This is a genomic window from Piezobacter thermophilus (assembly GCF_055386745.1).
Genome location: NZ_AP042380.1, coordinates 1,772,094 through 1,792,354 on the forward strand (window position 1 = coordinate 1,772,094; position 20,261 = coordinate 1,792,354).

At 69.5% G+C, this 20,261-nt stretch carries 20 protein-coding genes and 2 riboswitches; of the genes, 6 read left to right on the forward strand and 14 right to left on the reverse strand.

The genetic code is table 11. The features are described 5' to 3' along the window. The first annotated feature begins 102 nt into the window (after positions 1-102). The 5 genes from ACZ5CM_RS08630 to ACZ5CM_RS08650 are packed head-to-tail and all read left to right on the forward strand — an operon-like array spanning position 103 to position 4,807. Positions 103-1,218, forward strand: coding sequence for an ABC transporter ATP-binding protein (locus tag ACZ5CM_RS08630; protein ID WP_464637682.1), 1,116 nt, complete (start codon positions 103-105; stop codon positions 1,216-1,218). Next, entirely contained in the window at positions 1,215-2,894 is a 1,680-nt protein-coding gene (locus ACZ5CM_RS08635) for an ABC transporter permease subunit (protein WP_464637684.1), read from the forward strand. Before ACZ5CM_RS08630 ends, ACZ5CM_RS08635 begins: the two co-directional genes overlap by 4 nt. 28 nt (positions 2,895-2,922) lie before the next feature. Next, positions 2,923-3,681, forward strand: a complete 759-nt coding sequence (locus ACZ5CM_RS08640; RefSeq protein WP_464637686.1) for a DeoR/GlpR family DNA-binding transcription regulator — start codon at positions 2,923-2,925, stop codon at positions 3,679-3,681. After that, positions 3,582-4,502 carry an AMP-binding protein gene (locus tag ACZ5CM_RS08645; RefSeq protein ID WP_464637688.1) on the forward strand — a complete coding sequence of 307 codons (921 nt, stop codon included), beginning with the start codon at positions 3,582-3,584 and terminating at the stop codon, positions 4,500-4,502. Before ACZ5CM_RS08640 ends, ACZ5CM_RS08645 begins: the two co-directional genes overlap by 100 nt. A gap of 11 nt (positions 4,503-4,513) precedes the next feature. Beyond that, a complete protein-coding gene (locus ACZ5CM_RS08650; RefSeq protein ID WP_464637690.1) occupies positions 4,514-4,807 on the forward strand; it encodes a hypothetical protein in 294 nt (97 codons plus the stop codon). 549 nt (positions 4,808-5,356) lie between these two features. On the opposite strand, the gene ACZ5CM_RS08655 is transcribed toward ACZ5CM_RS08650, so the two are convergent. The 7 genes from ACZ5CM_RS08655 to cbiE all read right to left on the reverse strand — a co-directional run bounded on the left by ACZ5CM_RS08655 (position 5,357) and on the right by cbiE (position 11,028). Further along, complete coding sequence (locus ACZ5CM_RS08655) at positions 5,357-6,052, reverse strand: CbtA family protein (protein ID WP_464637692.1); 696 nt, start codon at positions 6,050-6,052, stop codon at positions 5,357-5,359. A 4-nt stretch (positions 6,053-6,056) separates the two neighbouring features. Next, positions 6,057-6,227, reverse strand: a complete 171-nt coding sequence (locus ACZ5CM_RS08660) for a CbtB domain-containing protein (protein WP_464637694.1) — start codon at positions 6,225-6,227, stop codon at positions 6,057-6,059. Positions 6,228-6,265: 38 nt separating this feature from the next. Further along, positions 6,266-6,479, reverse strand: a riboswitch (cobalamin riboswitch). A gap of 84 nt (positions 6,480-6,563) precedes the next feature. Then, on the reverse strand, positions 6,564-7,331 hold the full coding sequence (gene cobF / locus ACZ5CM_RS08665) for a precorrin-6A synthase (deacetylating) (protein ID WP_464637696.1): 768 nt from the start codon (positions 7,329-7,331) through the stop codon (positions 6,564-6,566). Continuing rightward, positions 7,328-8,659, reverse strand: a complete 1,332-nt coding sequence (locus ACZ5CM_RS08670; RefSeq protein ID WP_464637698.1) for a cobyrinate a,c-diamide synthase — start codon at positions 8,657-8,659, stop codon at positions 7,328-7,330. Before ACZ5CM_RS08670 ends, cobF begins: the two co-directional genes overlap by 4 nt. Then, the gene (gene cobM, locus ACZ5CM_RS08675; RefSeq protein WP_464637700.1) at positions 8,652-9,446 is read right to left on the reverse strand and encodes a precorrin-4 C(11)-methyltransferase; all 795 of its coding nucleotides are present in this window, start codon (positions 9,444-9,446) and stop codon (positions 8,652-8,654) included. The genes ACZ5CM_RS08670 and cobM overlap by 8 nt, the downstream gene beginning before the upstream one ends. Beyond that, positions 9,443-9,817 carry a cobalamin biosynthesis protein gene (locus ACZ5CM_RS08680; RefSeq protein WP_464642549.1) on the reverse strand — a complete coding sequence of 125 codons (375 nt, stop codon included), beginning with the start codon at positions 9,815-9,817 and terminating at the stop codon, positions 9,443-9,445. The genes cobM and ACZ5CM_RS08680 overlap by 4 nt, the downstream gene beginning before the upstream one ends. Beyond that, positions 9,814-11,028, reverse strand: a complete 1,215-nt coding sequence (gene cbiE / locus ACZ5CM_RS08685) for a precorrin-6y C5,15-methyltransferase (decarboxylating) subunit CbiE (RefSeq protein WP_464637702.1) — start codon at positions 11,026-11,028, stop codon at positions 9,814-9,816. Before cbiE ends, ACZ5CM_RS08680 begins: the two co-directional genes overlap by 4 nt. Here cbiE and ACZ5CM_RS08690 point away from each other — a divergent pair. Further along, the gene (locus ACZ5CM_RS08690) at positions 11,027-11,779 is read left to right on the forward strand and encodes a cobalt-precorrin-6A reductase (protein ID WP_464637704.1); all 753 of its coding nucleotides are present in this window, start codon (positions 11,027-11,029) and stop codon (positions 11,777-11,779) included. The two genes, cbiE and ACZ5CM_RS08690, sit on opposite strands and share 2 nt — an antisense overlap. On the opposite strand, the gene cobJ is transcribed toward ACZ5CM_RS08690, so the two are convergent. The 7 genes from cobJ to ACZ5CM_RS08725 are packed head-to-tail and all read right to left on the reverse strand — an operon-like array spanning position 11,752 to position 19,917. Further along, entirely contained in the window at positions 11,752-12,504 is a 753-nt protein-coding gene (cobJ, locus tag ACZ5CM_RS08695; RefSeq protein WP_464637706.1) for a precorrin-3B C(17)-methyltransferase, read from the reverse strand. The genes ACZ5CM_RS08690 and cobJ overlap by 28 nt on opposite strands. Continuing rightward, positions 12,501-13,244 carry a precorrin-2 C(20)-methyltransferase gene (locus ACZ5CM_RS08700; RefSeq protein WP_464637708.1) on the reverse strand — a complete coding sequence of 248 codons (744 nt, stop codon included), beginning with the start codon at positions 13,242-13,244 and terminating at the stop codon, positions 12,501-12,503. The genes cobJ and ACZ5CM_RS08700 overlap by 4 nt, the downstream gene beginning before the upstream one ends. Positions 13,245-13,250: 6 nt before the next feature. After that, positions 13,251-13,880, reverse strand: coding sequence for a precorrin-8X methylmutase (locus tag ACZ5CM_RS08705; protein ID WP_464637710.1), 630 nt, complete (start codon positions 13,878-13,880; stop codon positions 13,251-13,253). Then, complete coding sequence (locus ACZ5CM_RS08710; RefSeq protein WP_464637712.1) at positions 13,880-15,094, reverse strand: cobalamin biosynthesis protein CobG; 1,215 nt, start codon at positions 15,092-15,094, stop codon at positions 13,880-13,882. Before ACZ5CM_RS08710 ends, ACZ5CM_RS08705 begins: the two co-directional genes overlap by 1 nt. Then, complete coding sequence (gene cobN / locus ACZ5CM_RS08715; RefSeq protein WP_464637714.1) at positions 15,091-18,462, reverse strand: cobaltochelatase subunit CobN; 3,372 nt, start codon at positions 18,460-18,462, stop codon at positions 15,091-15,093. Before cobN ends, ACZ5CM_RS08710 begins: the two co-directional genes overlap by 4 nt. 13 nt (positions 18,463-18,475) lie before the next feature. Further along, the gene (cobW, locus tag ACZ5CM_RS08720; RefSeq protein WP_464637716.1) at positions 18,476-19,531 is read right to left on the reverse strand and encodes a cobalamin biosynthesis protein CobW; all 1,056 of its coding nucleotides are present in this window, start codon (positions 19,529-19,531) and stop codon (positions 18,476-18,478) included. Continuing rightward, a complete protein-coding gene (locus ACZ5CM_RS08725; RefSeq protein WP_464637718.1) occupies positions 19,528-19,917 on the reverse strand; it encodes a DUF1636 family protein in 390 nt (129 codons plus the stop codon). Before ACZ5CM_RS08725 ends, cobW begins: the two co-directional genes overlap by 4 nt. An 86-nt stretch (positions 19,918-20,003) precedes the next feature. Continuing rightward, a riboswitch (cobalamin riboswitch) is annotated at positions 20,004-20,196 on the reverse strand. Between the last annotated feature and the right edge of the window lie 65 nt (positions 20,197-20,261).

Here is a 20,261-nt window from a genome sequence, read left to right on the forward strand (position 1 = left end):
CGCCCCCGCCGCGCGCATGATCCGCGAACCGGCGCCGCGTGCGCCGGTTCCCTCGCCCGGCCCATCACCCCGACCCGTTCCGACCGCCCAAGGACCTTGCCCGTGGATCCGAACAGATATCTCGACGTCCAGAACCTGACCAAGAAATTCGGAGATTTCACCGCCCTCGACAATGTCTCGATGTCGGTGGGCGCTGACGAATTCGTCTGCCTGCTGGGGCCCTCGGGCTGCGGGAAGACCACGCTTCTGCGGGTGATCGCCGGGCTGACCGGGTTCGACGCCGGCGACGTGCTGCTGGAGGGGCGCTCGATCGCCGATCTGCCTGCGCGCAAGCGCGGCTTCGGCATCGTGTTCCAGTCCTATTCGCTGTTTCCCAACATGACCGTGGCCGAAAACATCGGCTACGGGCTGAAGATCCGCAACATCCCGCCCGACAAGATCCGGGCCCGCACCGACGCGCTGCTGCAGATGATCCGCCTGCCGCATCTGGCCGACCGCCTACCCTGGCAGCTTTCGGGCGGGCAGCAGCAGCGCATCGCGCTGGCCCGGGCCATCGCCGTCGATCCGCGCGTGCTGTTGCTGGACGAGCCGCTCTCGGCGCTTGACGCCAAGGTGCGGGCCGAATTGCGCACCGAGATCCGCCGCCTTCAGCGCGACCTCGGGATTCCAACCCTGATGGTCACCCATGACCAGGAAGAGGCCCTGGCGCTTGCCGACCGCATCATCTGCATGAGCGCGGGCCGGGTGGTCCAGGCCGGCACCCCGGAAGAGCTCTACCTGCGTCCCGCCACCCGCTTCGTGGCCGAGTTCATGGGCACCTCGAACCTGCTTGAGGCCGAACGGGTACGGGCACATTTTCCCGTCCTCATGGCCGGCCATCCCGGCGACCGGCGGGGCCGCTATCACGCCTGCATCCGCCCCGAACATATCGATGTGCGACCCGACCCCGGAGGGAGCGCCACCGTGCGCGCGGCGACCTTCCTGGGCAATCTGCGCCGGCTCGAGGTGGAAAGCCCCGCCGGGCTGCTGACGGTGGAAACCCACGGGGCCGTGGACCTGCGGGAAGGCAGCCGGGTGGAACTGACGATCCGGGCGCAGGATTGCACCTGGGTCATCGACGACACCGGCGACGAAGCCGGGGGCGAAACCGGCCGCGAAGCCGATCCGGGAACGCAACCGGAAACGGGGGCCGCCGCCGCGGGCGGGGGACGGGCATGACCGGGATGGCGGCTTCTGCCCGGCGCCGGGCGCCGGATGGCGATGCGCTTCTGGCGGCGCTGTGCCTCGGGATTCCGGCGCTGGGGCTGGTGATCTTCTTCCTCTTCCCCATGGTCATCGTCTTTCTGCGCTCGATCACCGAAGGCGACGGCAGCTACGGGCTGGGCAACTATGTCGAGGTGCTGGGCACGAAGGGCTTCTGGCGGGCGACGCGGCACTCCATGCTGATGGGGCTTTCGACCACGGCGATTGCGGTGGCGCTGGGCTTCGTCATTGCCCATGCGCTGCATCGCTGCGCCTTTCGCGGCAAGGCGCTGATCCGGGCGGCCATCGTGCTGCCTCTGCTGGCGCCGTCGCTGGTGCAGGCGCTGGGGCTGATCTTCCTGCTGGGGCGCAACGGGCTGGTCAACCGGCTGTTCGGCACCGATCTGGACATCTACGGCTTCTGGGGGCTGCTGATCGCCAATACTCTTTATGCCCTGCCGCAGGCGGTGATGATCATCGGCGCGGCGCTGGCGCTGTCGGATGCCCGCACCTACGAGGCAGCCGAGGTGCTGGGCGCCTCGCCCTGGCGGCAGTTCCGCGACATCACCCTGCCGGCGGCACGCTTCGGCATCCTCAATGCCGCCTTCGTCACCTTCATCATCACCATCACCGATTTCGGCAACGCCGCGGTGATCGGGGGGGATTACTCGGTGCTGGCCACCGAGATCTACGCGCAGGTGATCGGCCAGATGAACTTCAATTTGGGCGCGGTGGTGGGCATCATGCTGCTGCTGCCGACGGTGGTGGCCTACTATATCGAGCGCCAGGCCATGAAGCGCCGCCACGACCAGGGCGGCAGCGCCGCCGTGCCCTTCGTGCCCGCATTTGCGCCGGCGCGCGATGTTCCCATGGCGGCGCTGTCCTTCCTGATCGCGGCAGCAATCGCGCTGGTGATAGCGATCGTGGTCTATGCCAGCTTCGTGAAGCTGTGGCCCTATCGCTTCGACCTGACCTTCAAGCACTACGCGATCACCCTGGCGGGGGGGTATTCCTCGCTGTGGATGACGATCCTGATCTCGGTCATGGCCGCCACCGGCGGGACGGTGCTGGTCTTTGCGCTGGGGCTGGGGCTGCGCCGCATGCCGGCCGCCATCGCCCGGCCGGTGCAGGTCATCGCGGTGATGCCGGCGGCGGTGCCCGGCATGGTGCTGGGACTGGCCTACATCCTGACCTTCAACTCGACCGCGACGCCGCTCTATCTGCTGTATGGCACGGCGGCGCTGATCGCGGCGGTGAACTTCTACCATTACCACACCCAGGCCTTCCTGACCGTGATGACCGGCTTTCGCCAACTTCCCGCGGCGCTTGAGGAAGCCGCCGCAACGCTGGGGGCCGGGCTGGGACGGATCGCGCTCGGCGTGATCGCCCCGTTCCTGGCGCCGATGCTGGTTTCGGTGTTCTTCTTCCTGTTCATGCGTTCGATGGTGACGCTCTCGGCGGTGATCTTCCTGACCACGCCGAAACTGACGGTGGCAGCGGTTACCATCATGCGGCTGGACGATGCGGGGCTGACATCGCAGGCGGCGGCGTTCTCGACCGCGGTGATGCTGGTCGTGGCGACGGCTCTTGTTTCCATGAAGCTGCTGCTGAGGCTGACCGCCCGCAAGGGTGGCGCGCAGGGCGCCGGCTGAAGGGCGGGCAGAGGGGCGGAGCGGGGCAATGTGGGCACGCGAACGCAAACGGCGGATCATGGAGATCCTGGATTCCCGTCAGCAGGTCAGCGCCGGGGCGCTGGCCAGCCTTCTGGGCGTGTCGCGCGAGACCGTCCGCCGCGACCTGATGGATCTGGAAAACGACGGCCGGATCGCCCGCGTCCATGGCGGCGCGGTGCTGCCGCAGCCGACGGTCGAGGCCCCGTTCCGCAAGCGCATGAACACCCGCCAGCGCGAGAAACGCGAAATCGCCCGCAAGGCGGTCGGGCTGATCCGGCCCGGTCAATGCGTGATGGTGGATGCCGGATCCACCACTTCGGTCTTCGCGCAGGAGCTGATGCGGGTGCCCGATATCATGGTGGTGACCAATTCCATCGACATCGCCACCACGATCCAGAGCGCCGGCGCGGACATCGAGCTGGTGCTTCTGGGCGGCAAGCTGGTCAGCGACGTGCCCGGCACCTACGGCGCGCTGACCCTGGCCGAGATCGAACGCTTCCGCGCCGATATCGCCATCGTCGCCCCGGTGGCGCTGGACCCGGCCGAAGGGGCCTTCGATTTCGACCTGCACGAGGCCGAGGTCGCCGGCGCCATGATCGCGCAGGCGGCACAGGTGGCGATGCTGGTCGATCACGGCAAGCTGCGCGCGACCAGCCGGGTGCGCTATTGCCCGCCCGAACGGATCGACGTGCTGGTCACCGACAAGGCGGCGCCGGCCGAAACGGTAGAGGCCTTCGAAAGGGCCGGGATCCGGGTGCTGAACTGAGCCCCAACCCGCGCGATATCGACGCCTTTCTGGGCGCGATCAAGAATGCGGGCATCACCGTGTTCCCCGCCGTCAACACGCTGTTTGCCGGGCTGGCCATGCACCCGGGCACCCGGGAGGTCGATTTCTCCCGGCTCAAGATCTCGATCGGCGGCGGCGCGGCGATCATCAGGACCGTCTCGGAGAACTGGAAGAAGCTGACCGGCATGCACATCACCGAAGGCTACGGGCTGTCGGAGACCTCGCCGCTGGTGTCGATCGTGCCGATGGGAATCGAGGAATTCACCGGCTCCTGCGGGCTGCCGGTGCCCTCGACCGACGTCAAGCTGCTGGACGATGCGGGCCGCGAGGTGCCGATCGGCGAGCGCGGCGAGATCTGCGTTGCCGGCCCGCAGGTGATGAAAGGCTACTGGAACAGGCCCGAGGCCAACAGGGAGGCCTTCACCGAGGACGGCTATTTCCGCACCGGCGACATCGGCGTGTTCGACGACAGGGGCTTCCTGCGCATCGTCGATCGTAAGAAGGACATGATCATCGTCTCGGGCTTCAACGTCTTCCCGAACGAGGTCGAGGCGGTGGTCACCGCCGTCGAGGGCGTCGCCGAATGCGCCTGCATCGGCATCCCGGACGAGAAGACCGGCGAGGCGGTGGCGATCTTCGTGGTCACGAAACCGGGCGCCCGGGTCACCGAGGACGCGATCATCGCCCATTGCCGCAGGGAAATGACCGCCTACAAGACCCCGCGCAGGATCACCTTCGTGGACGAGCTGCCGAAATCCACCGTCGGCAAGATCCTGCGCCGCGAATTGCGCAAGATGTAGGGGCGGGACGAATGGCTCGGCCGGAGAGCCCCGGTTTCGGGGCGCCGGCAACCCCGGCCGGCCAGGTTTCGGAGCCGCCCCGCAGCCGCCCGGTTTCGCGGCACCGCATCACGGCCCTTGCCGGGGCGACCGGCGGTCACCGGCGGATGTGGATCCGTGTCGATGGCGACCTCGCCCGGCGCGAAGGTTCGTCTGGCAGCGCTGTTGCGCAGGGGTCGTCGGCACTGCCGCTGGTGGCGAACGCCAGCGGCTGCTCCGGTATCGTGCCCTCTGGCGCCGGGGTTGTTTCCAGCTTCGGCCATTGAAAACACGCACTTCCCGGCCCCGGTTCCAGCCGGTGCCACGGTCCAAACGCGCTCACCTTGAACACGGTCGAAGAAAAAGACATCGGCGCAGGTTGCAGTAGTGTCGCGCGTTTGGTCGAAACTCGAGGACGGCACAATTTCCGGGTGAGCTAACACCACCCAACCGGCGCCAGGAACTGCCGATGAGATCACGCCATGACAACGAATACAGCAAGATAGACACCCGCGCCGCTGGCGGGAGAGGTTGGCCATGACCAGATCCAGGATTGGCTGCGGCAGAACATCCGTGCTTTGATCGAGGCGGTTTTCGAGGAGGAACTGGAGCAGTTTCCGGGCCGCTGCCAGTACGGTCGCAACGGCGATGCAAAGATCGGCTACCGGCACGGGCGCCGCAAGCGGCAACTGGTTGGCACCTTTGGCCCGGAAACCGTGAATATTCCCAGCGTTCGCGTCAAGGATGAGGATCGCAAGACCCGCGAAGGGAAAGACAAAACGACCCCGCCGCCACGGGGCGGCGGGGCTGCTCAGAGTCTAGCGACTGCTACCAGATCAGGCTGGCTGATGCTCGGACAGCGTGCCCTCGCGCTGCCAGAAATAGCCGGCGAGAACACCCATACTCACCCAGCCCGCCATGGCCACGCCAAAGGCGCGGGCGGCAAACTGTCCAGCAATCTCGGGCGGCACCGGCCCGGCAAAGCTGTCCGGTTCGGGCGCGCCGATCAGATGCGGTGCCAGCAGCAGAAGGGCGGCCGTGCCCCAGGCGGTCCAGCCGCGTCCGAAGGCGATCAGCCACAGCGCCACGGCCGCCGCGATCACGGTGGAAACCCACCAGACCTGGCGCGGCAGCACATCAGCCGCAGCCACGCCCGGCACCTCGGGCGGCAGCGACAGCCCCGGCGCGAAGATCACCGCGATGAAGCCCCCCAGCCCCCACAGGATGCCGGCGCGTCCCCGCACCGGGTGGCCCTGCGCCTCGGCCAGCGACATCACCGCCACCATGACCAGCGCAAAGCCGGTATAGGTGAACAGGGTGAACAGGATGCTCAGCCCGTCGCGCATGGGGTCAAGGCCCGGCAGCGGCTGCTGCGCGCTGACCGGCGCGGCCCCGAAATGGACCAGCGCCCCCGATTCGTAGAGCTCCGCGTGCAGCAGTACCGGCTGCACGAACACCAGCTGCAACAGGGCGGCAATCAGCCCTGCTCCGGCCCCAGCGAACAGCGCGCTGGTAATGATGCGGGAGAACATGGGTCTAGTGGCAGGGGAAGCCGGTGGCGTGCCGCACGTCATGGGCGGCGTCATGCAGAACCGTCGACTGCGCCATCCCCGCCAGCACGATCAGCACCAAGCCGATGGCCCCGGCCAGCAGCGCCGGCGCGATGCGGCTTCCGGCGGCGGTTGTGTCAAGCGTTCCTGTCGTCATCTTTCAGATCCTCCTTGCCGTCGCACCCGACGGCCGGTTGCGGTTTCGTCTGCCTGGCAGGTCTCCTGGCTTGCGGGTCATGGCTGGGGCCCGCCTTCCCCCCGGCACAGTGCCCGGAGTGGCTCAGATGGGCCTTCGCTCACCGCTTACAGTCGCGGGGGCGGCTCCGGCCTTGGTCGCGGATGACAACCTCACCGGTATTCCCTCTTGCCGCCGGCTGGCGCCGACGGAACCAAGCCCCGCCAGATAATTGCGAAAGCGGCGCTTTTGCAACGGAAAATCGCATGGCATCGGAAAAATGCCACATGCCGATACCACGTCAGCTCATAACCGGCCTTAACGCTCCTCACCGGTCCCGGCCCGCCGCATCAAGTAGATGTCCATGATCCAGCCATGTTCGGTCCGGGCCCGGGCGCGGGTTTCGGCGATTTTCCCGCCCACCTCGGCCAGCGGGCCGCGGATCAGGATTTCCTCCTCCATGCCGAGAAAGGCGCCCCACCAGATCTCGACCCCCGCCGGGTCGATGGTCTGAAAGGAACAGGCCCCATCCAGCATCACCGCCACCGTGTCGAACCCTTCGGGCCAGCCCTGCTGGCGAAGCCGTCGCCCGGTGGTCACCGAAAAGGGCGCGCCGATCTCGTTGAGCGGAATCGCATGGGCGGCGGTCAGCGCCTGCAGGGCAGTAATGCCGGGGATCACCCGCAGCCGCGGGGGCGGATCCAGCCGCCCGGCAATGCGCAGGGAACTGTCATAAAGCGACGGATCTCCCCAGATCAGCAACGCCACGCGGGCCGGGGCGGGCCGGACCGAGGCAATCGCCGCCTGCCAGCGCCCGGCGATGGCGTCGTGCCACTCCTCGACCCCACGCAAATAGCCGTCGTCGGCGCGCCGCGCCGGCATGCCGAAATGGACCAGCCGCGGCGGATGGGTGCAGATTCGGGTCACGATCCGCTTGCGCAGATCGGCCAGATCGGCCTTGTCCGCGCCCTTGCGGGGGATCAGGATCAGATCGGCCTCGCGCATGGCCCGCGCCGCTTCGGCCGTCACATGGTCGGGGTTGCCGGTGCCGATTCCAATCAGGGTCAGATCATATGCCGTGCTCATGGGGCCTCCTCGGCGATCAGATGGAAGAAGGTGCCACTTACCCGGCCGCGCACCGAGCCGGTCTCGAGCACATCGGCCCCTTCGGCATCCGTTACCCACGCCAGCGGCGCGTCGGGCTGTTCGAGGATGCTGCTGTAGTGGAACTCGTGTCCGCGCAGCACCCGCCCCGGGGCAAAGCCGGGCATCGCTGCGCGCAGCTCGGCCCGGCGATAGCCCAGGTGAAGCCGGCGCTTCTGATAGGAGGCAACCAGCCCCAGCAGCCCGGCCATACGGTGGCGCTGCCCCGCCTTGTCGATCAGTGCCGCGCCAAGCACCATGTAACCGCCGCATTCACCGTGAACCGGGCGGGTCCGCGCATGGCGCCGCAGGCCGGCCAGAAAACGCCCGGCGGCGGCGATGCGCCCGGCATGGAGCTCGGGATAGCCCCCCGGCAGCCAGACCAGATCGGCAGCCGGGTCGGGGGCCTCGTCGGCCAGCGGCGAAAAGGGCAGGATTTCGGCCCCGCCGGCGCGCCAGCCGGCCAGAAGATGCGGATAGGTGAAGGAAAACGCCTCATCCCGGGCCAGAGCGATGCGCTGCGCGGGGGGCGCGGGTAGCGGGCCGGGGCGCGCGGGTCCCGCCCCCGAGGCCGCCTGAACGATCGCCTTCAGATCCACATGTTCGCGCAGAAAGGCGGCATAGGCGGCGATGGCGGCCTCAAGGTCGGCATGTTCCACCGCCTGGATCAGCCCCAGATGCCGTTCCGGCAGTTTCAGATCACCGCGTCGGGGCAGCACCCCCAGCACCGGGATGCCGGCCTGTTCCATTCCCAGCCGAACCAGTCGCTCGTGCCGGGGGCTGGCCACACGATTGAGGATCACCCCCGCAAAGGGCAGCCCCGGCTGATAGTCGCGGAATCCCGCGGCGGTGGCTGCGGCCGATTGCGCCTGCCCGCCCACATCCAGCACCAGCACCACCGGCCAGCCGAAGCGCTGCGCCGTCTCGGCGCTAGCCCCACAACCGGCAGCCCCCGGCCGGGCCACCCCGTCGAACAGCCCCATCGAACCCTCTGCCAGCACCATATCGGCCCCCGTGGCGCGGGTGATAATGGCCGCCAGAAGCCCTTCGCCCATGGCCCAGCTGTCGAGGTTGAACGAATCCCGCCCCGCAGCGGCCAGATGGAAGGCAGGATCGATATAGTCGGGGCCGCTCTTGAAGGGCTGCACGATCAGCCCGTCCTCGGTCAGCGCCCGGGTCAGCCCCAGCATCACCGTGGTCTTTCCGGTCCCCGAGGCAGGGGCCGAGATCATCAGTCCCGGCGGCAACCGTCTCGCGTGCGGATCAGTCATCGCCTTCTCTCCAGCCGGCCCAGGGACTGTCGGCGCTCTGCGGGCGATAGCGGCGGTCGTAATCGGCAGAATAAAGGCAGCTTTCGGCAAAGCCCTCGGCCTCTAGCGCCGGGCCGACCAGAATCAGCGCGGTGCGGCTGATGCCCGAATCCACCGCCGCGCGGACGGTGGCCAGCGTGGCGCGGATGATGCGTTGATCCGGCCAGCTGGCACGCCAGACCACCGCCACCGGGCAGTCGGGGCCGTAGGCCGGGGTCAGATCCGCCACCACCCTGTCAAGATTGCCGATCGACAGGTGGATGGCCAGCGTCGCCCCGGTGGCGGCAAAGGCAGTCAGCGTCTCGCCCGGCGGCATGGACGAGGCCCGTCCGGGCGTGCGCGTCAGAACCACTGACTGGGCGACCCCCGGCAGGGTCAGCTCGGCCCCCAGCGCTGCTGCTGCGGCGGCAAAGGCCGGAACGCCGGGGGTGACGGTAACCGGGATCCCCAGCGCCCGCAGGCGGCGTATCTGCTCTCCCATGGCCGACCAGATCGACAGATCTCCCGAATGCAGGCGCGCAACATCCTGCCCCCGCTCTTGGGCGGCTGCGATCTCGGCAATGATCGCATCCAGATCCATTGGGGCGGTATTGACGATGCGTGCGCCCTCGGGGCAGTGGGCCAGCACCGCCTTCGGCACCAGAGACCCAGCGTAGAGGCACACCGGGCACGAGGCAATGAGGTCGCGCCCGCGCAGGGTCAGAAGGTCGGCGGCGCCGGGACCTGCACCGATGAAATGAACGGTCATGGGGTCTCTCCTGCAATGGCGACCGCGCAGCTGGCGCGGCGATCGGCGGAAATCCGGCGTGGCCACAACAGCCGCGCGCCCGGCCCGGCGGCGGCCAGCGCCGCGGCCTCGGCCGCGCTGCCGGTGCCGTAACGGGCAAGGATGCGGGGCGATTGCGTGGGCGTCGAAGGGGCGGCCGCGAGTTCAGCCCTCGTGACGGCGCGCACCGGCACCCCCAGCCTTGCGGCAAGGGCATTCAGGGCGGGGGCCGCGGCCTTGTCGGCAGGCGCCGCGATCAGCTCCGGAGCCAGGCCCCAGGCGGCCCGCTCCAGCGCCTCGGCGAGGCTGGCCTCGGTCGCCGAAGCACGCAGGCCGAATCCCGCGACGATCATCGTGAGACGCTCCATTGCAGGATCGGCCAGTCGCCCTTCCAGCCCCGGCGCGGCCCCAGCGGCGCAGCGCGGCAGAGCGCGATGCGCAGCAGCTCGCCCCCCTTATCGGCGTGCCAGCGGACCAGCAGTGACTCGCTTTCCAGCGTGACCGCATTGGCGACCAGCCGCGTGCCCTCGGGCAGCACCGTCCACAGATGTGCCAGCAGGGCCTCGGACAAGCCGCCCCCGATGAATACCGCGTCGGGCAAAGCCAGCCCGGCAAGCGCCTTCGGCGCGGCGCCGGTGACGACATCCAGCCGACCATCAAGCCCCAGCGTCTCGGCATTGCGGCGGATGCGCGCGGCCCGGTCGGTGCGCGCTTCGATCGTGACCGCCCGCATCCGCGGATGCGCCAGCAGCCATTCCAGTGCGATTGCTCCAGAGCCGCCGCCGATATCCCACAGCATGTCGCCCGGGCGCGGCGCCAGCGCCGAGAGCGTCAGCGCCCGCACCGGGCGGCGGGTGATCTGCCCGTCATTCTCGAACAGCCTGTCCGGCCGCCCCCCCGCCAGCGGGATCACGGCACCGCCGCCCGCACCCTCGCCCGCGCAGTCGAGGGCGACGCAGACCGGATGCCCCACGTCGGTGCAGTTGAATGCGGCCGCCGTGGTGCGGCGGATGCGCTCGCGCGGGCCGCCCAGCGCCTCCATCACATGCAGGGTGGTTTTGCCGAAACCCTGCGCCACCAGCCAGCGCGCCAGATCCGCCACCGCATCGCCGTCGCGCAGGGTGACGATGGCGCGCAGCCCCGGCGCCAGATACGGGCGCAGCCGTGACAGGGACGAGGCATGCAGGCCCATCGTCTCGATCTGCTCAAGCGGCCAGCCCAGCCGCGCGGCGGCCAGCGAAAAGCACGAAACCCCCGGCAGGGCGCGCCATTCATGGGGGGCGAAATGGCGCGCGATCACCGAACCCGCTCCGAACCAGAACGGATCACCCGACGCCAGCACCGCCACCCGCCGCCCGCGCAGTCCTTCGAGAATTGCCACCCCCCCGGCAAAGGGGATGGGCCATTCCACCTGCTCGGCCGCAAGCTCGGGCAACAGCGACAGATGCCGCGGCGGACCCATCACGATTTCGGCCGCTTCCAGCGCAGCCCGGCTTGCAGGCGGCAGGCCGTCCGGTCCATCTTCGCCTAGGCCCACGATGGTTAGCCACGGAGTATCACCCATGCGTCCCAATCTCCTGATCCTCGGCGGCACCACCGAGGCCAACGCCCTGGCCCGCGCCCTGGCCGAGCGGGGTATCGCCGCCACCTATTCCTATGCCGGCCGGGTCGAAACCCCCCGCCCGCAGCCGCTGCCCGTGCGCATCGGCGGCTTCGGAGGCGTGGCCGGGCTGGTGCGCTACCTGCGCGATGCCGCCGTGACCCATGTCATCGACGCAACCCATCCCTTTGCCACTCAGATGAGCCGCAACGCGGTTGCCGCCTGCGCCGAAGCCGACCTGCCCCTGGCCGCACTGACCCGCCCCCCTTGGCGGCCGCAGCCCGGCGACGACTGGCGTGTGGTGCCCGACATCCCCGCCGCAGTGGCCGCCCTGGCCGGGCCGGCGCGGCGGGTGTTCCTGGCACTGGGGCGTCAGCATCTGGCCGCCTTCGCCGCTCAGCCGCAGCATTTCTACCTGTGCCGGCTGGTGGAGGCGCCCGACACCATGCCCCTGTCCCGAGCCGAAGTGGTGGTGGCGCGCGGGCCGTTCACCATTGCGGGCGACCTTGCGCTGATGCAGGACCACGACATTCAGATGCTGGTGGCCCGCAACGCCGGCGGCTCGGGCGCCGGGGCCAAGATCGACGCCGCCCGCGCGCTCGGCCTGCCGGTGGTGATGATCCAGCGCCCGGCGCTGCCCGCCCGGCGCGAGTTTCACGAGGTGGCGCGGGTTCTCGACTGGCTGGATCATTCCGGCACCGATCTTGGGGTATAGAGTATCGGCCCTTCAGGTCGGGCGATGATGCGGGTTTGCGAGGAACCCAAGATGACCACGGTGCGCATGTCCGCCATCTCGGGACGGGCCTCGGCCAAGGCAACCAGGGTCAGCTGCTCGGCCGCCGAACCCACCGCGCGCGCGAACAGGATCGGGCGGTCACCGCCGCAGCAGGCGTGGAGGATTTCCAGCGCGCGGGCAAAGCCCTGCGGTCGCGCCTTTGAGCGCGGGTTGTAGAAGGCCATTGCAAAATCGGCCTCGGCCGCCAGCCGCAGGCGCCGCTCAATCAGCCCCCAGGGCTTGAGGTTATCCGACAGGTTGATGGCGCAGAAATCATGGCCCAGAGGTGCTCCTGCCCGCGCCGCCGCCGCCAGCATGGCGGTAATGCCGGGCAACACGGCGATGTCCAGATCGCGCCACCGGGTGGGGCCGTCTTCCAGCGCTTCGAACAGTGCCGCGGCCATGGCAAAGACTCCCGGATCGCCCGAGGAGACCACCACCACCCGCCGCCCTTCGCTCGCCATCGCCAGGGCGTGGCGGGCGCGGCTCAGCTCTTCGCGATTGTCGCTGCTATGCAGCGCCAGCCCCGGACGCGGAGCGATGCGCGCCACATAGGGCGCATAACCCACGACATCGGTGGCCTCGGCCAGCGCCGCCGCGACCTCGGGGGTGATCTGCGCAGCGGGTCCCGGTCCCAGCCCGGCGATTTTCAGCCAGCCGCTCATGGTCTGCGCCCCTGCCCGTGCACCACGATGATCGAGAAATAGGGCGCCACCCGCTCGCCCGCTCGAACCAGCGGCGCCACCCTCTGGTTCGGCATCTGCGCATATTCGATCAGCCAGGCACGATCATGCAGTCCCGCCGCACGCAGCGCCCGGCACACCTTGGCGAAGTTGCGCCCGATCTTCATCACCACCAGCGCATCGGTATCGGACATGCGCCGGATCAGCTCGGCCTCGGGCAGTGTGCCCATAAGCACCGTCAGAACGTCGTCCCCCCAAGTCACCGGGATTCCGGTCGCCGTCCAGGCCCCGGACATGCCGGTGATCGCCGGGACCACCTCGACCGGGACCCGGTCGTGCAGCCGGGCATGCAGATGCATGAACGAGCCATAGAAGAACGGGTCGCCCTCGCACAGCACGACCACGTCCTCGCCGCGTCGGGCCAGGTCGGCCAGCCGCGCGCTGGCCTCGGCATAGAAGGCTGCAAGGCAGGCGTTGTAGCGCGGATCGGTTACCGGGATCTCGGTGGTCACCGGGTATTCGAGCGGTATTTCCAGCGCGCCCTCCGGGATCAACCCGTCCACGATCTTGCGCGCCTGCCCGCGCCGGCCGGCCTTGCGGAAATAGGCCACGTTGCGTGCCCCGCTCAGCAGGCGGTGGGCGCGCAAGCTCATCAGGTCCGGATTCCCGGGGCCAAGACCAAGACCGTAGATCGTGCCGAGGCAGGTGGAGGTGGCATCCATTCGGGACTATTCCTTCCGGCTGGCGATGGCGTTGATGGCGGCGACCGTGATCGCGCTGCCGCCAAGGCGGCCCTCGACGATGCAGCAGGGCACCGGCGGCGCGGCCCACAGGGCGGCCTTGCTCTCGGCCGCGCCGACAAAGCCCACCGGGCATCCGATGATTGCCGCTGGCCGCGGGCAGTCGGGATCTTCGAGCATGTTCAGCAGGTGAAACAGCGCCGTGGGGGCATTGCCGACCGCCACCAGTGCCCCGTCCAGATGCGGCCGCCACAGTTCCAGCGCCGCGGCCGACCGGGTATTACCCATTCGCGCCGCCAGATCCGGCACACGCGGATCCCGCAAGGTGCAGATCACCGCATTGCCGCCGGGCAGCCGGGGACGGGTGACGCCCTCCGAGACCATGCGGGCATCGCACAGGATCGGTGCGCCCCGCTCCAGCGCCGCGCGGGCGGTGGCCACGAAGCCGGTCGAGAAGCGGATCAGCGGGGCCAGCTCGATCATGCCGGCGGCGTGGATCATGCGCACGGCGACCTGCTCTTCCTCGGGGCTGAAGCGATCGAGGTCGGCCTCGGCCCGGATGGTAGCAAAGGATTGCGCGTAGATCGCCGCGCCGTCGGTTTCGTATCTGTAGGGCATCAGGGGGTTTCTGCCTCGCTCAACAGGGCCAACAGGGTTTCGGGGCTCAGGCCGCGCCGTTCCGGCTTGTCGCCGGCGCAGCCGTCGCGGATCAGGTCGAACCGGCCGTCGCGGGCGACCAGAGTCACCTGCGCGGGGCGGCTGCGGGCGCAGCCCTTGGCACAGCCCGAGACATGCAGCGACCCGCGCAGCCGCGGGGCCAGATCCGCCGCAAGGGGGCGGGTGGCGGCCTGTGCCTGCGGGCAGTGAGGGGCACCGGGGCAGGCATCCACTGCCAGCAGCGGATTGCCGGAGCGGGTGATCACCGCGTCACTCCGGGGCATCCGACCACCTTCCAGACAGAGCAGCCGCCACGGCGTCACCCTGATCGCCGCCGCCCCGCTGTGCTCGACCACCCGGGCAAGAGCCGCAGCCGGTATCTGCCCGAAGCGCAGCCCCACCAGCGGTCCGGGCTGCGGGCCGCCGCCGGCCGGGCCGGGGCGCGGCGCGGGCCGGGCCGGTGCGGGCGCAGTTCCCTGCCACGCCGGGGGCAGGTCGCCCGCGGCCACAAGCTGCGCCATGCGCCGCATGCCGGGGTCACGGTGGCGGTCGAACCACCAGGCCATCTCGATCAGCGCATCCACGGCCCGCGCCTCGTCCACCGGGCGGCCGGTTGCGGCCCCGTCGGCACGCAGGATCAGCCCGCCATCAACCCCCCGCTCGAGCCGGATGTCGGCCGAGCAGTCCCCCAGCCAGCGCCCGGCCCCAATGTCGATGGCATAGCCGAACTTGACCGGCAGGGCGGGCAGCTCGGCCAAGCGCGCCTCAAGAGCCGCGGCCAGCCGCACGGTGGGGTCTTCGGGCATGTTTTCGGCTGCGTCTTGGGGAAAAGCGCCGGTCCGATACGCCTTTGGCTCTGGAGCCGGGTAGAATGGCTGGACCAAGATGTTCCGGCGCGTCTCCAATGTCGGGTCGTCATCCAGCAGCCCCAGTGCGGACAGCGTCGCAAGCAGCGCCGGGTGGCTGTCGGCGCGGACCCCGCGCAGTTGCAGATTGCCGCGGTTGGTCAGCTCGATCACCCCGTTGCCATGGCGCCGGGCGGCAGCGCACAGTCCTAGTAGCTGTTCGCGCGTCAGCCGTGCCAGCCGCGGGCGCACACGCAGCACCAACCCATCACCCGACATCATCGGCCGGTGCGCACCGGGGCACCAGCCCCTGATCTGCGGCTTGGTCATGGGTTTTCCTCCAGCGATGCCCGGATCGAGTTGCGCCGCGTCTGCCACAGACCTTCGTCGAGCAGGGCACGGAAGGTGGCCGCCATTGCCGCCCGAGCCTGCGGGTTGGCGGCGCGCAGGAAGGCATCCACCTGCGCATCGCCCAGGGTGGCGTCGTGATAGAGCTCGAACAGATGCGACCCCACGACCCCGGCCAGACGCGCAAAGGCAGCCATGTGCTCCAGCGTGGCGGCAATCTCGGCCGCGCCACGAAAGCCATGGCGCATCATGCCGCCGATCCAGTCGGGATTGGCGGCGCGGGCCCGGACCGCGCGGGCGAGTTCCTCCGACAGCGTGCGGACACGGGGTATGGCGGGATCGGTATTGTCCAGATGCCACAGCCGCACCGCGCCGCCCCCCGCCTGCTCCCTGGCGGCGGCAAAACCGGCTTCATGGGCGGCGTAATCGGCGGCCAGCAGCAGGTCGGTTTCGGGCAGATCCTGAAGATGCACGAAGCCATCCGCTTCTGCCACCCGCCGGGCAATGCCCTCGGGGTCGGGGGTGGCGCGTTCGCCTTCGGTGGCCCAGGCGCTTGCCGCCAGCCAGGCCCGGCCAGCGGCGGCGCGGGCATCCGCCCCCGAAGGTCCGGCCGGATCACCCAGCCCCAACCCGTAGCTGCCCGGTGCCGGGCCAAAGACCCGCGCCAGCTGCGCGCGGCCCGCATAGGGGTTCCACTCGGGCGCCTCCGCGCGTTCGGCCAGTACCCGCACCGCGTGCTGGAACAGCGCCGTGAGCGGCGCGAACACGTCTCGGAACAGCCCCGAGATCCGCAGCGTCACGTCGATGCGCGGCCGGTCCAGCTCGGCCAGCGGCAGGATCTCAATTCCCGACACCCGCCCCGAGCCCGCATCCCAAACCGGCCGCACCCCGATCAGATGCAGCGCCATGGCGAATTCCTCGCCCGCGGTGCGCATGGTGGCCGAGCCCCACAGATCCACCACCAGCGCCCGCGGCCAGTCGCCCTGGTCCTGAAGATGGCGGCGAAGCAGCTCGTCGGCCAGCCGCACGCCCTGGGCATGGGCGGCCCGGGTGGGCACCGCGCGCGGGTCGGTGGTGAACAGATTGCGCCCGGTGGGCAGCACGTCGCGCCGCCCCCGCCAGGGAGACCCCGACGGCCCCGGCGCGATCCACCGCCCCGCCAGCGCCGCCAGCAGCGCCCGCCGCTCGGCCCGGGCAGAGCGGGCGAAGGCGTCATCGCCCCCGCCATCGCCGCGCCCCCACACATGAAGCCCCTCGCCGAACTGGCTGTCCTTCACGTCGCAGACGAAGCGGTCGATGCGGGTGATCGCCTCGGCGGCGCTGGCGGCCCGCTCAAGGCCCAGATCGTCCTCGATCCCCAGCGCCTGTGCCTCGGAGCGGATATCGTCCTGAAGCCGGTCGCACCGGCGCGGGTCCAGCCCGTCGGCATTGGAAAACTCGTCCAGAAGCGCCTCCAGCCGGGTCAGGCCGGGGGGGCTGGCACCGGGCCGCAGGGGCGGCGGCACATGGCCCAGCGTCACCGCGCCGATCCGGCGCTTGGCCTGGGCCGCCTCGCCGGGGTCGTTGACGATGAAGGGATAGATCACCGGCAGGCTGCCCGCCAGCGCCTCGGGCCAGCATTGCGCCGACAGCGCCACCGACTTGCCCGGCAGCCATTCCAGCGTGCCATGGGCGCCCACATGCACCAGCGCATCGGCGCCAAGGCCTTGGCGCAGCCACAGATAGAAGGCCACATAGCCATGCCGAGGAATGCGCGAGAGATCGTGATAGTCGTCCGCCCGCGACTCGGGGCAACCGCGTTCGGGTTGCAGCGCCACCACCACCCTGCCGCGCCGCAGCGCACGGAAATGGAACTGCCCGTCGATGCAGTCCGGATCGGCCTCGGGCGGGCCCCAGGCGGCTTGCAGCGCCTCGCGCAACGCCTCGGGCAGAGTCGCAAGCGCCGCCAGATATTCCCGCAACGGCCAGTGCATACGCGCCATCTGCAGCTCCGCCGCCATATCCGCACCCTGATCCGCATCCCGGCCCTCGCCCGGCTGCGCACCCCCGCCGGCCCCATCGCTGCCGGTGTCGTATCCGGCCCCGGCCAGATCCTCCAGCATCGCCTGCACCGAGGCCAGCGCGTCCAGCCCCACCGCATGCGCCAGCTGCCATTCGCGACCGGGATAGGTGGACAGCACCAGGACCACCCGCCTCTGTTCCGCCGGTCGCCGTGCCAGACGCACCCAGCCGGCGACCCGCGCGGCTATGGCCGCGATCCGGTCCGGTTCGGGGCAATGGACGTTACGGGCGAACTGCAATGCGTCGTCACGCGGCTGGGATGCCTTGAACGAGGCCACCCCGGCCAAGATCCGCCCGTCCACCTCGGGCAGAACGACATGCATGGCCAGATCAGCGGGCGAGAGGCCACGTTCGGCCTCAGCCCAGGCCTCGCGGGAGGAGGTAGCCAGCGCCACCTGAAACACCGGTACCCCGGCCGCATCCAGCGGCGAGCCCGCCTCGTCGCCGCGCCCGGCTTTCGTCACTTCTCCGCGTCCGGAAAAGGCGGTCAGGTTGACGATCGCATCAGGGGCCATCCGGCACAGCTGCCGGGCCAGCCAGCCGCCGGCGCCGGGCGCCTTCAGAGACGGCACGAACAGCGCCCCCACCTCGAAACCGCGCTGGCGGAAGGCGTCGAAAAGCGCCGCCACCGGCGCCATGTCCGCGGCCACCAGATGGGCACGGTAGAACACCAGCAGGATCCGTGGGTGATCGCCGTCTGCAAGGACGGTGGCCGGACAGATCACGCCATGTTCGGGCGTCCAGGCGCCGACCGGCGGCAGAACCCCGACCTCGGGGACCGCCTCCGTCGTCAGACCGGCGGCGCGAGACAGTTCGACCAGCGCCGCACGGGCAGCCGCGGCGCCGCCCGTATCGCAAAGCCGGCTCAGCCGGCGCAGAATGTCTTGCGGCAGGGTGGATACCTCGTCCAGCCGCGGATCGGGCCGTCCATCCGCCGGCAGCGCCGCCAGGACGATATCGCGCTCGCGCGCCAGTTCCTGCAACTGCGCCATCCCGTAGGACCAGTAGGGCAGCCCTCCGATCAATCGGACCAGCACCGCCCGCGCGCCCGAGAGGGTCTGCTCGGCATAGACATCCACCGAGAGCGGATGGGTCAGGGCGGACAGATTGGCCAGCCGCAGCGACGGCAGGTGGCCCTCGGGCCCGCCACCGCACCGCCAGCCTTCCGCGAAGGCGCCAAGATCGCTGTCGGAAAAGGACAGCACGACCAGATCCGCCGGACTCTGGCCCAGATCGGTCGGGGTGGCGGTTTCCTCAAGCCCCCGGCTTTCGCGAAAGACGACGTGCATTCGCTCCGCCCCTTCAGCCCGAAGCCGCGTGATCTCCGGTCAGGATCATGCGGATGGCGTCGGCATCGATATCGTCATGCTCGGCGATGACCACCAGTCGGCCCTGCCTGAGCTCGTCCGGCCGCCAGAGGCGATCGAACTGGTGGCGCACCCGTGCTCCCACGGCCTGCACCAGTAGCCGCATCGGCCGCCCGCGCACGGCGGCGTAACCTTTCAGCCGCAGGATGTTGCGTTCGCGGGCCAGCTGCTCGATCCGCGCCACGAGGGCCGCCGGGTCATCCTGTTCCGGCAGCTCGATCACCACACTGTCGAAATCGTCATGTTCGTGTTCGTCGGCGCCGTCATGGTGGCCGGGGCGGGCGTCCAGGTCATCCTCGGCCGCCGCGCCCAGGCCCAGAATTACGCGCGCATCCACCACGCCCTCGGCCACTTCGATCACCGGCAGCGGCCGCGGGGCGCGCTGGGCAATGACCGCGCGGGCGCGAGCCACACCCTCGGGGCCGGCAAGATCGGGCTTGGTCAGCAGCACGATGTCGGCGCAGGCGATCTGATCCCCGAACACCTCGGACAGCGGGGTTTCGTGGTCGAGACTGTCGTCGGCGGCCCGCTGGGCATCAACCGCCACAACATCCGAAGCGAATCGGCCTGCGGCCACGGCTTCGGCGTCGGCCAAGGCGATCACCCCGTCCACGGTGATCCGCGAGCGGATCTCGGGCCAGTCGAAAGCTTTCAGCAGAGGCTTGGGCAGCGCCAGCCCCGAGGTCTCGATCAGGATGTGATCGGGGCGCGGATCCAGCGCCATCAGCGCCTCGATCGTGGGGATGAAATCGTCGGCCACGGTGCAACAGATGCAGCCATTGGCCAGCTCGACGATGTTTTCTGCGGGACAGTCGGGAATGGAGCAGGATCTCAGGATCTCGCCATCGACGCCGACATCGCCGAATTCATTGATCACCACCGCCATCCGCCGGCCGCCCGGATTCTCCATCAGATGCCGGATCAGGGTCGTCTTGCCAGCGCCGAGAAAGCCGGTGATCACCGTGACCGGCAACTTTTCCATGGTCTTCATGCGATGACTTCCTGTGGCGGGATTCGGGCGATGCAGTTCTTGCGGAAATGCGCCGGCCGTTCGCGCCAGGGAACCAGCCCGTCAGCGGTCTGCCGGTAGCGCCCGGCCATGTCGCGGACCAGCTCGGCGTCTTCGGGGCCGGAAAAATTGCCATAGACATAGGTCCACCGCCCCGGACCCCGCAGCACGACCGAACAGCCCCGATTGCAGTTCGACAGGCACTCCACCGCCCGCACAACGACGCCTTCGGGCAGTACCAACCCCACCAGTGCATCATGAAGCTGCGCCCCCGGCCGCGACGGCGAGGCATCATCGGTCGGCTGCCTCCCGCGGCAGGTGGTACAGACCAGGATTTCAACAACTCGTGCCGTGCCCGTGCCGTTCACTTTCTTTTCCCTTTGCGAAGCGGGGCAAAGGGGAAGGAGTTCGGCCTCGCCGCGCACTTCCCGCAACCGAGACGCCCCGCCCGGTTGACGAAACAGAGGCGCAGGCAGGTCTCCCGGCTCGCGGAGTCGAATGGTTGTTTCCATCCGGTGGGCACCCCGCCTTCCCGGCCGTCGGCCAGTGGCATTCTTGGGGACCCTCTCCGCTTACGGTCGCGGGGGCGGCTGCATAAGCATTCCCTTTTCATCCGCACATGCGGAACCGGCGCATCCCGCCGAATGGAGGATGAGAGGGGGTGTTGTCAAGCACGAATACTTCCGGTTCAAACTGCTGCCCGATGCGAAAG

Excerpts from the sequence above, each read along its gene's own strand:
- cobM (WP_464637700.1), bottom strand. The coding sequence starts at position 9,446 with ATGACCGTTCATTTCATCGGTGCAGGTCCCGGCGCCGCCGACCTTCTG.
- cobW (WP_464637716.1), bottom strand. The coding sequence starts at position 19,531 with ATGAAGACCATGGAAAAGTTGCCGGTCACGGTGATCACCGGCTTTCTC.
- ACZ5CM_RS08680 (WP_464642549.1), bottom strand. The coding sequence starts at position 9,817 with ATGATCGTCGCGGGATTCGGCCTGCGTGCTTCGGCGACCGAGGCCAGC.
- ACZ5CM_RS08655 (WP_464637692.1), bottom strand. The coding sequence starts at position 6,052 with ATGTTCTCCCGCATCATTACCAGCGCGCTGTTCGCTGGGGCCGGAGCA.
- cbiE (WP_464637702.1), bottom strand. The coding sequence starts at position 11,028 with ATGGGTGATACTCCGTGGCTAACCATCGTGGGCCTAGGCGAAGATGGA.
- ACZ5CM_RS08690 (WP_464637704.1), top strand. The coding sequence starts at position 11,027 with ATGCGTCCCAATCTCCTGATCCTCGGCGGCACCACCGAGGCCAACGCC.
- ACZ5CM_RS08670 (WP_464637698.1), bottom strand. The coding sequence starts at position 8,659 with ATGACTGATCCGCACGCGAGACGGTTGCCGCCGGGACTGATGATCTCG.
- ACZ5CM_RS08705 (WP_464637710.1), bottom strand. The coding sequence starts at position 13,880 with ATGCCCTACAGATACGAAACCGACGGCGCGGCGATCTACGCGCAATCC.
- ACZ5CM_RS08710 (WP_464637712.1), bottom strand. The coding sequence starts at position 15,094 with ATGACCAAGCCGCAGATCAGGGGCTGGTGCCCCGGTGCGCACCGGCCG.
- ACZ5CM_RS08660 (WP_464637694.1), bottom strand. The coding sequence starts at position 6,227 with ATGACGACAGGAACGCTTGACACAACCGCCGCCGGAAGCCGCATCGCG.
- ACZ5CM_RS08635 (WP_464637684.1), top strand. The coding sequence starts at position 1,215 with ATGACCGGGATGGCGGCTTCTGCCCGGCGCCGGGCGCCGGATGGCGAT.
- cobN (WP_464637714.1), bottom strand. The coding sequence starts at position 18,462 with ATGCACGTCGTCTTTCGCGAAAGCCGGGGGCTTGAGGAAACCGCCACC.
- cobJ (WP_464637706.1), bottom strand. The coding sequence starts at position 12,504 with ATGAGCGGCTGGCTGAAAATCGCCGGGCTGGGACCGGGACCCGCTGCG.
- ACZ5CM_RS08700 (WP_464637708.1), bottom strand. The coding sequence starts at position 13,244 with ATGGATGCCACCTCCACCTGCCTCGGCACGATCTACGGTCTTGGTCTT.
- ACZ5CM_RS08650 (WP_464637690.1), top strand. The coding sequence starts at position 4,514 with ATGGCTCGGCCGGAGAGCCCCGGTTTCGGGGCGCCGGCAACCCCGGCC.
- ACZ5CM_RS08640 (WP_464637686.1), top strand. The coding sequence starts at position 2,923 with ATGTGGGCACGCGAACGCAAACGGCGGATCATGGAGATCCTGGATTCC.
- cobF (WP_464637696.1), bottom strand. The coding sequence starts at position 7,331 with ATGAGCACGGCATATGATCTGACCCTGATTGGAATCGGCACCGGCAAC.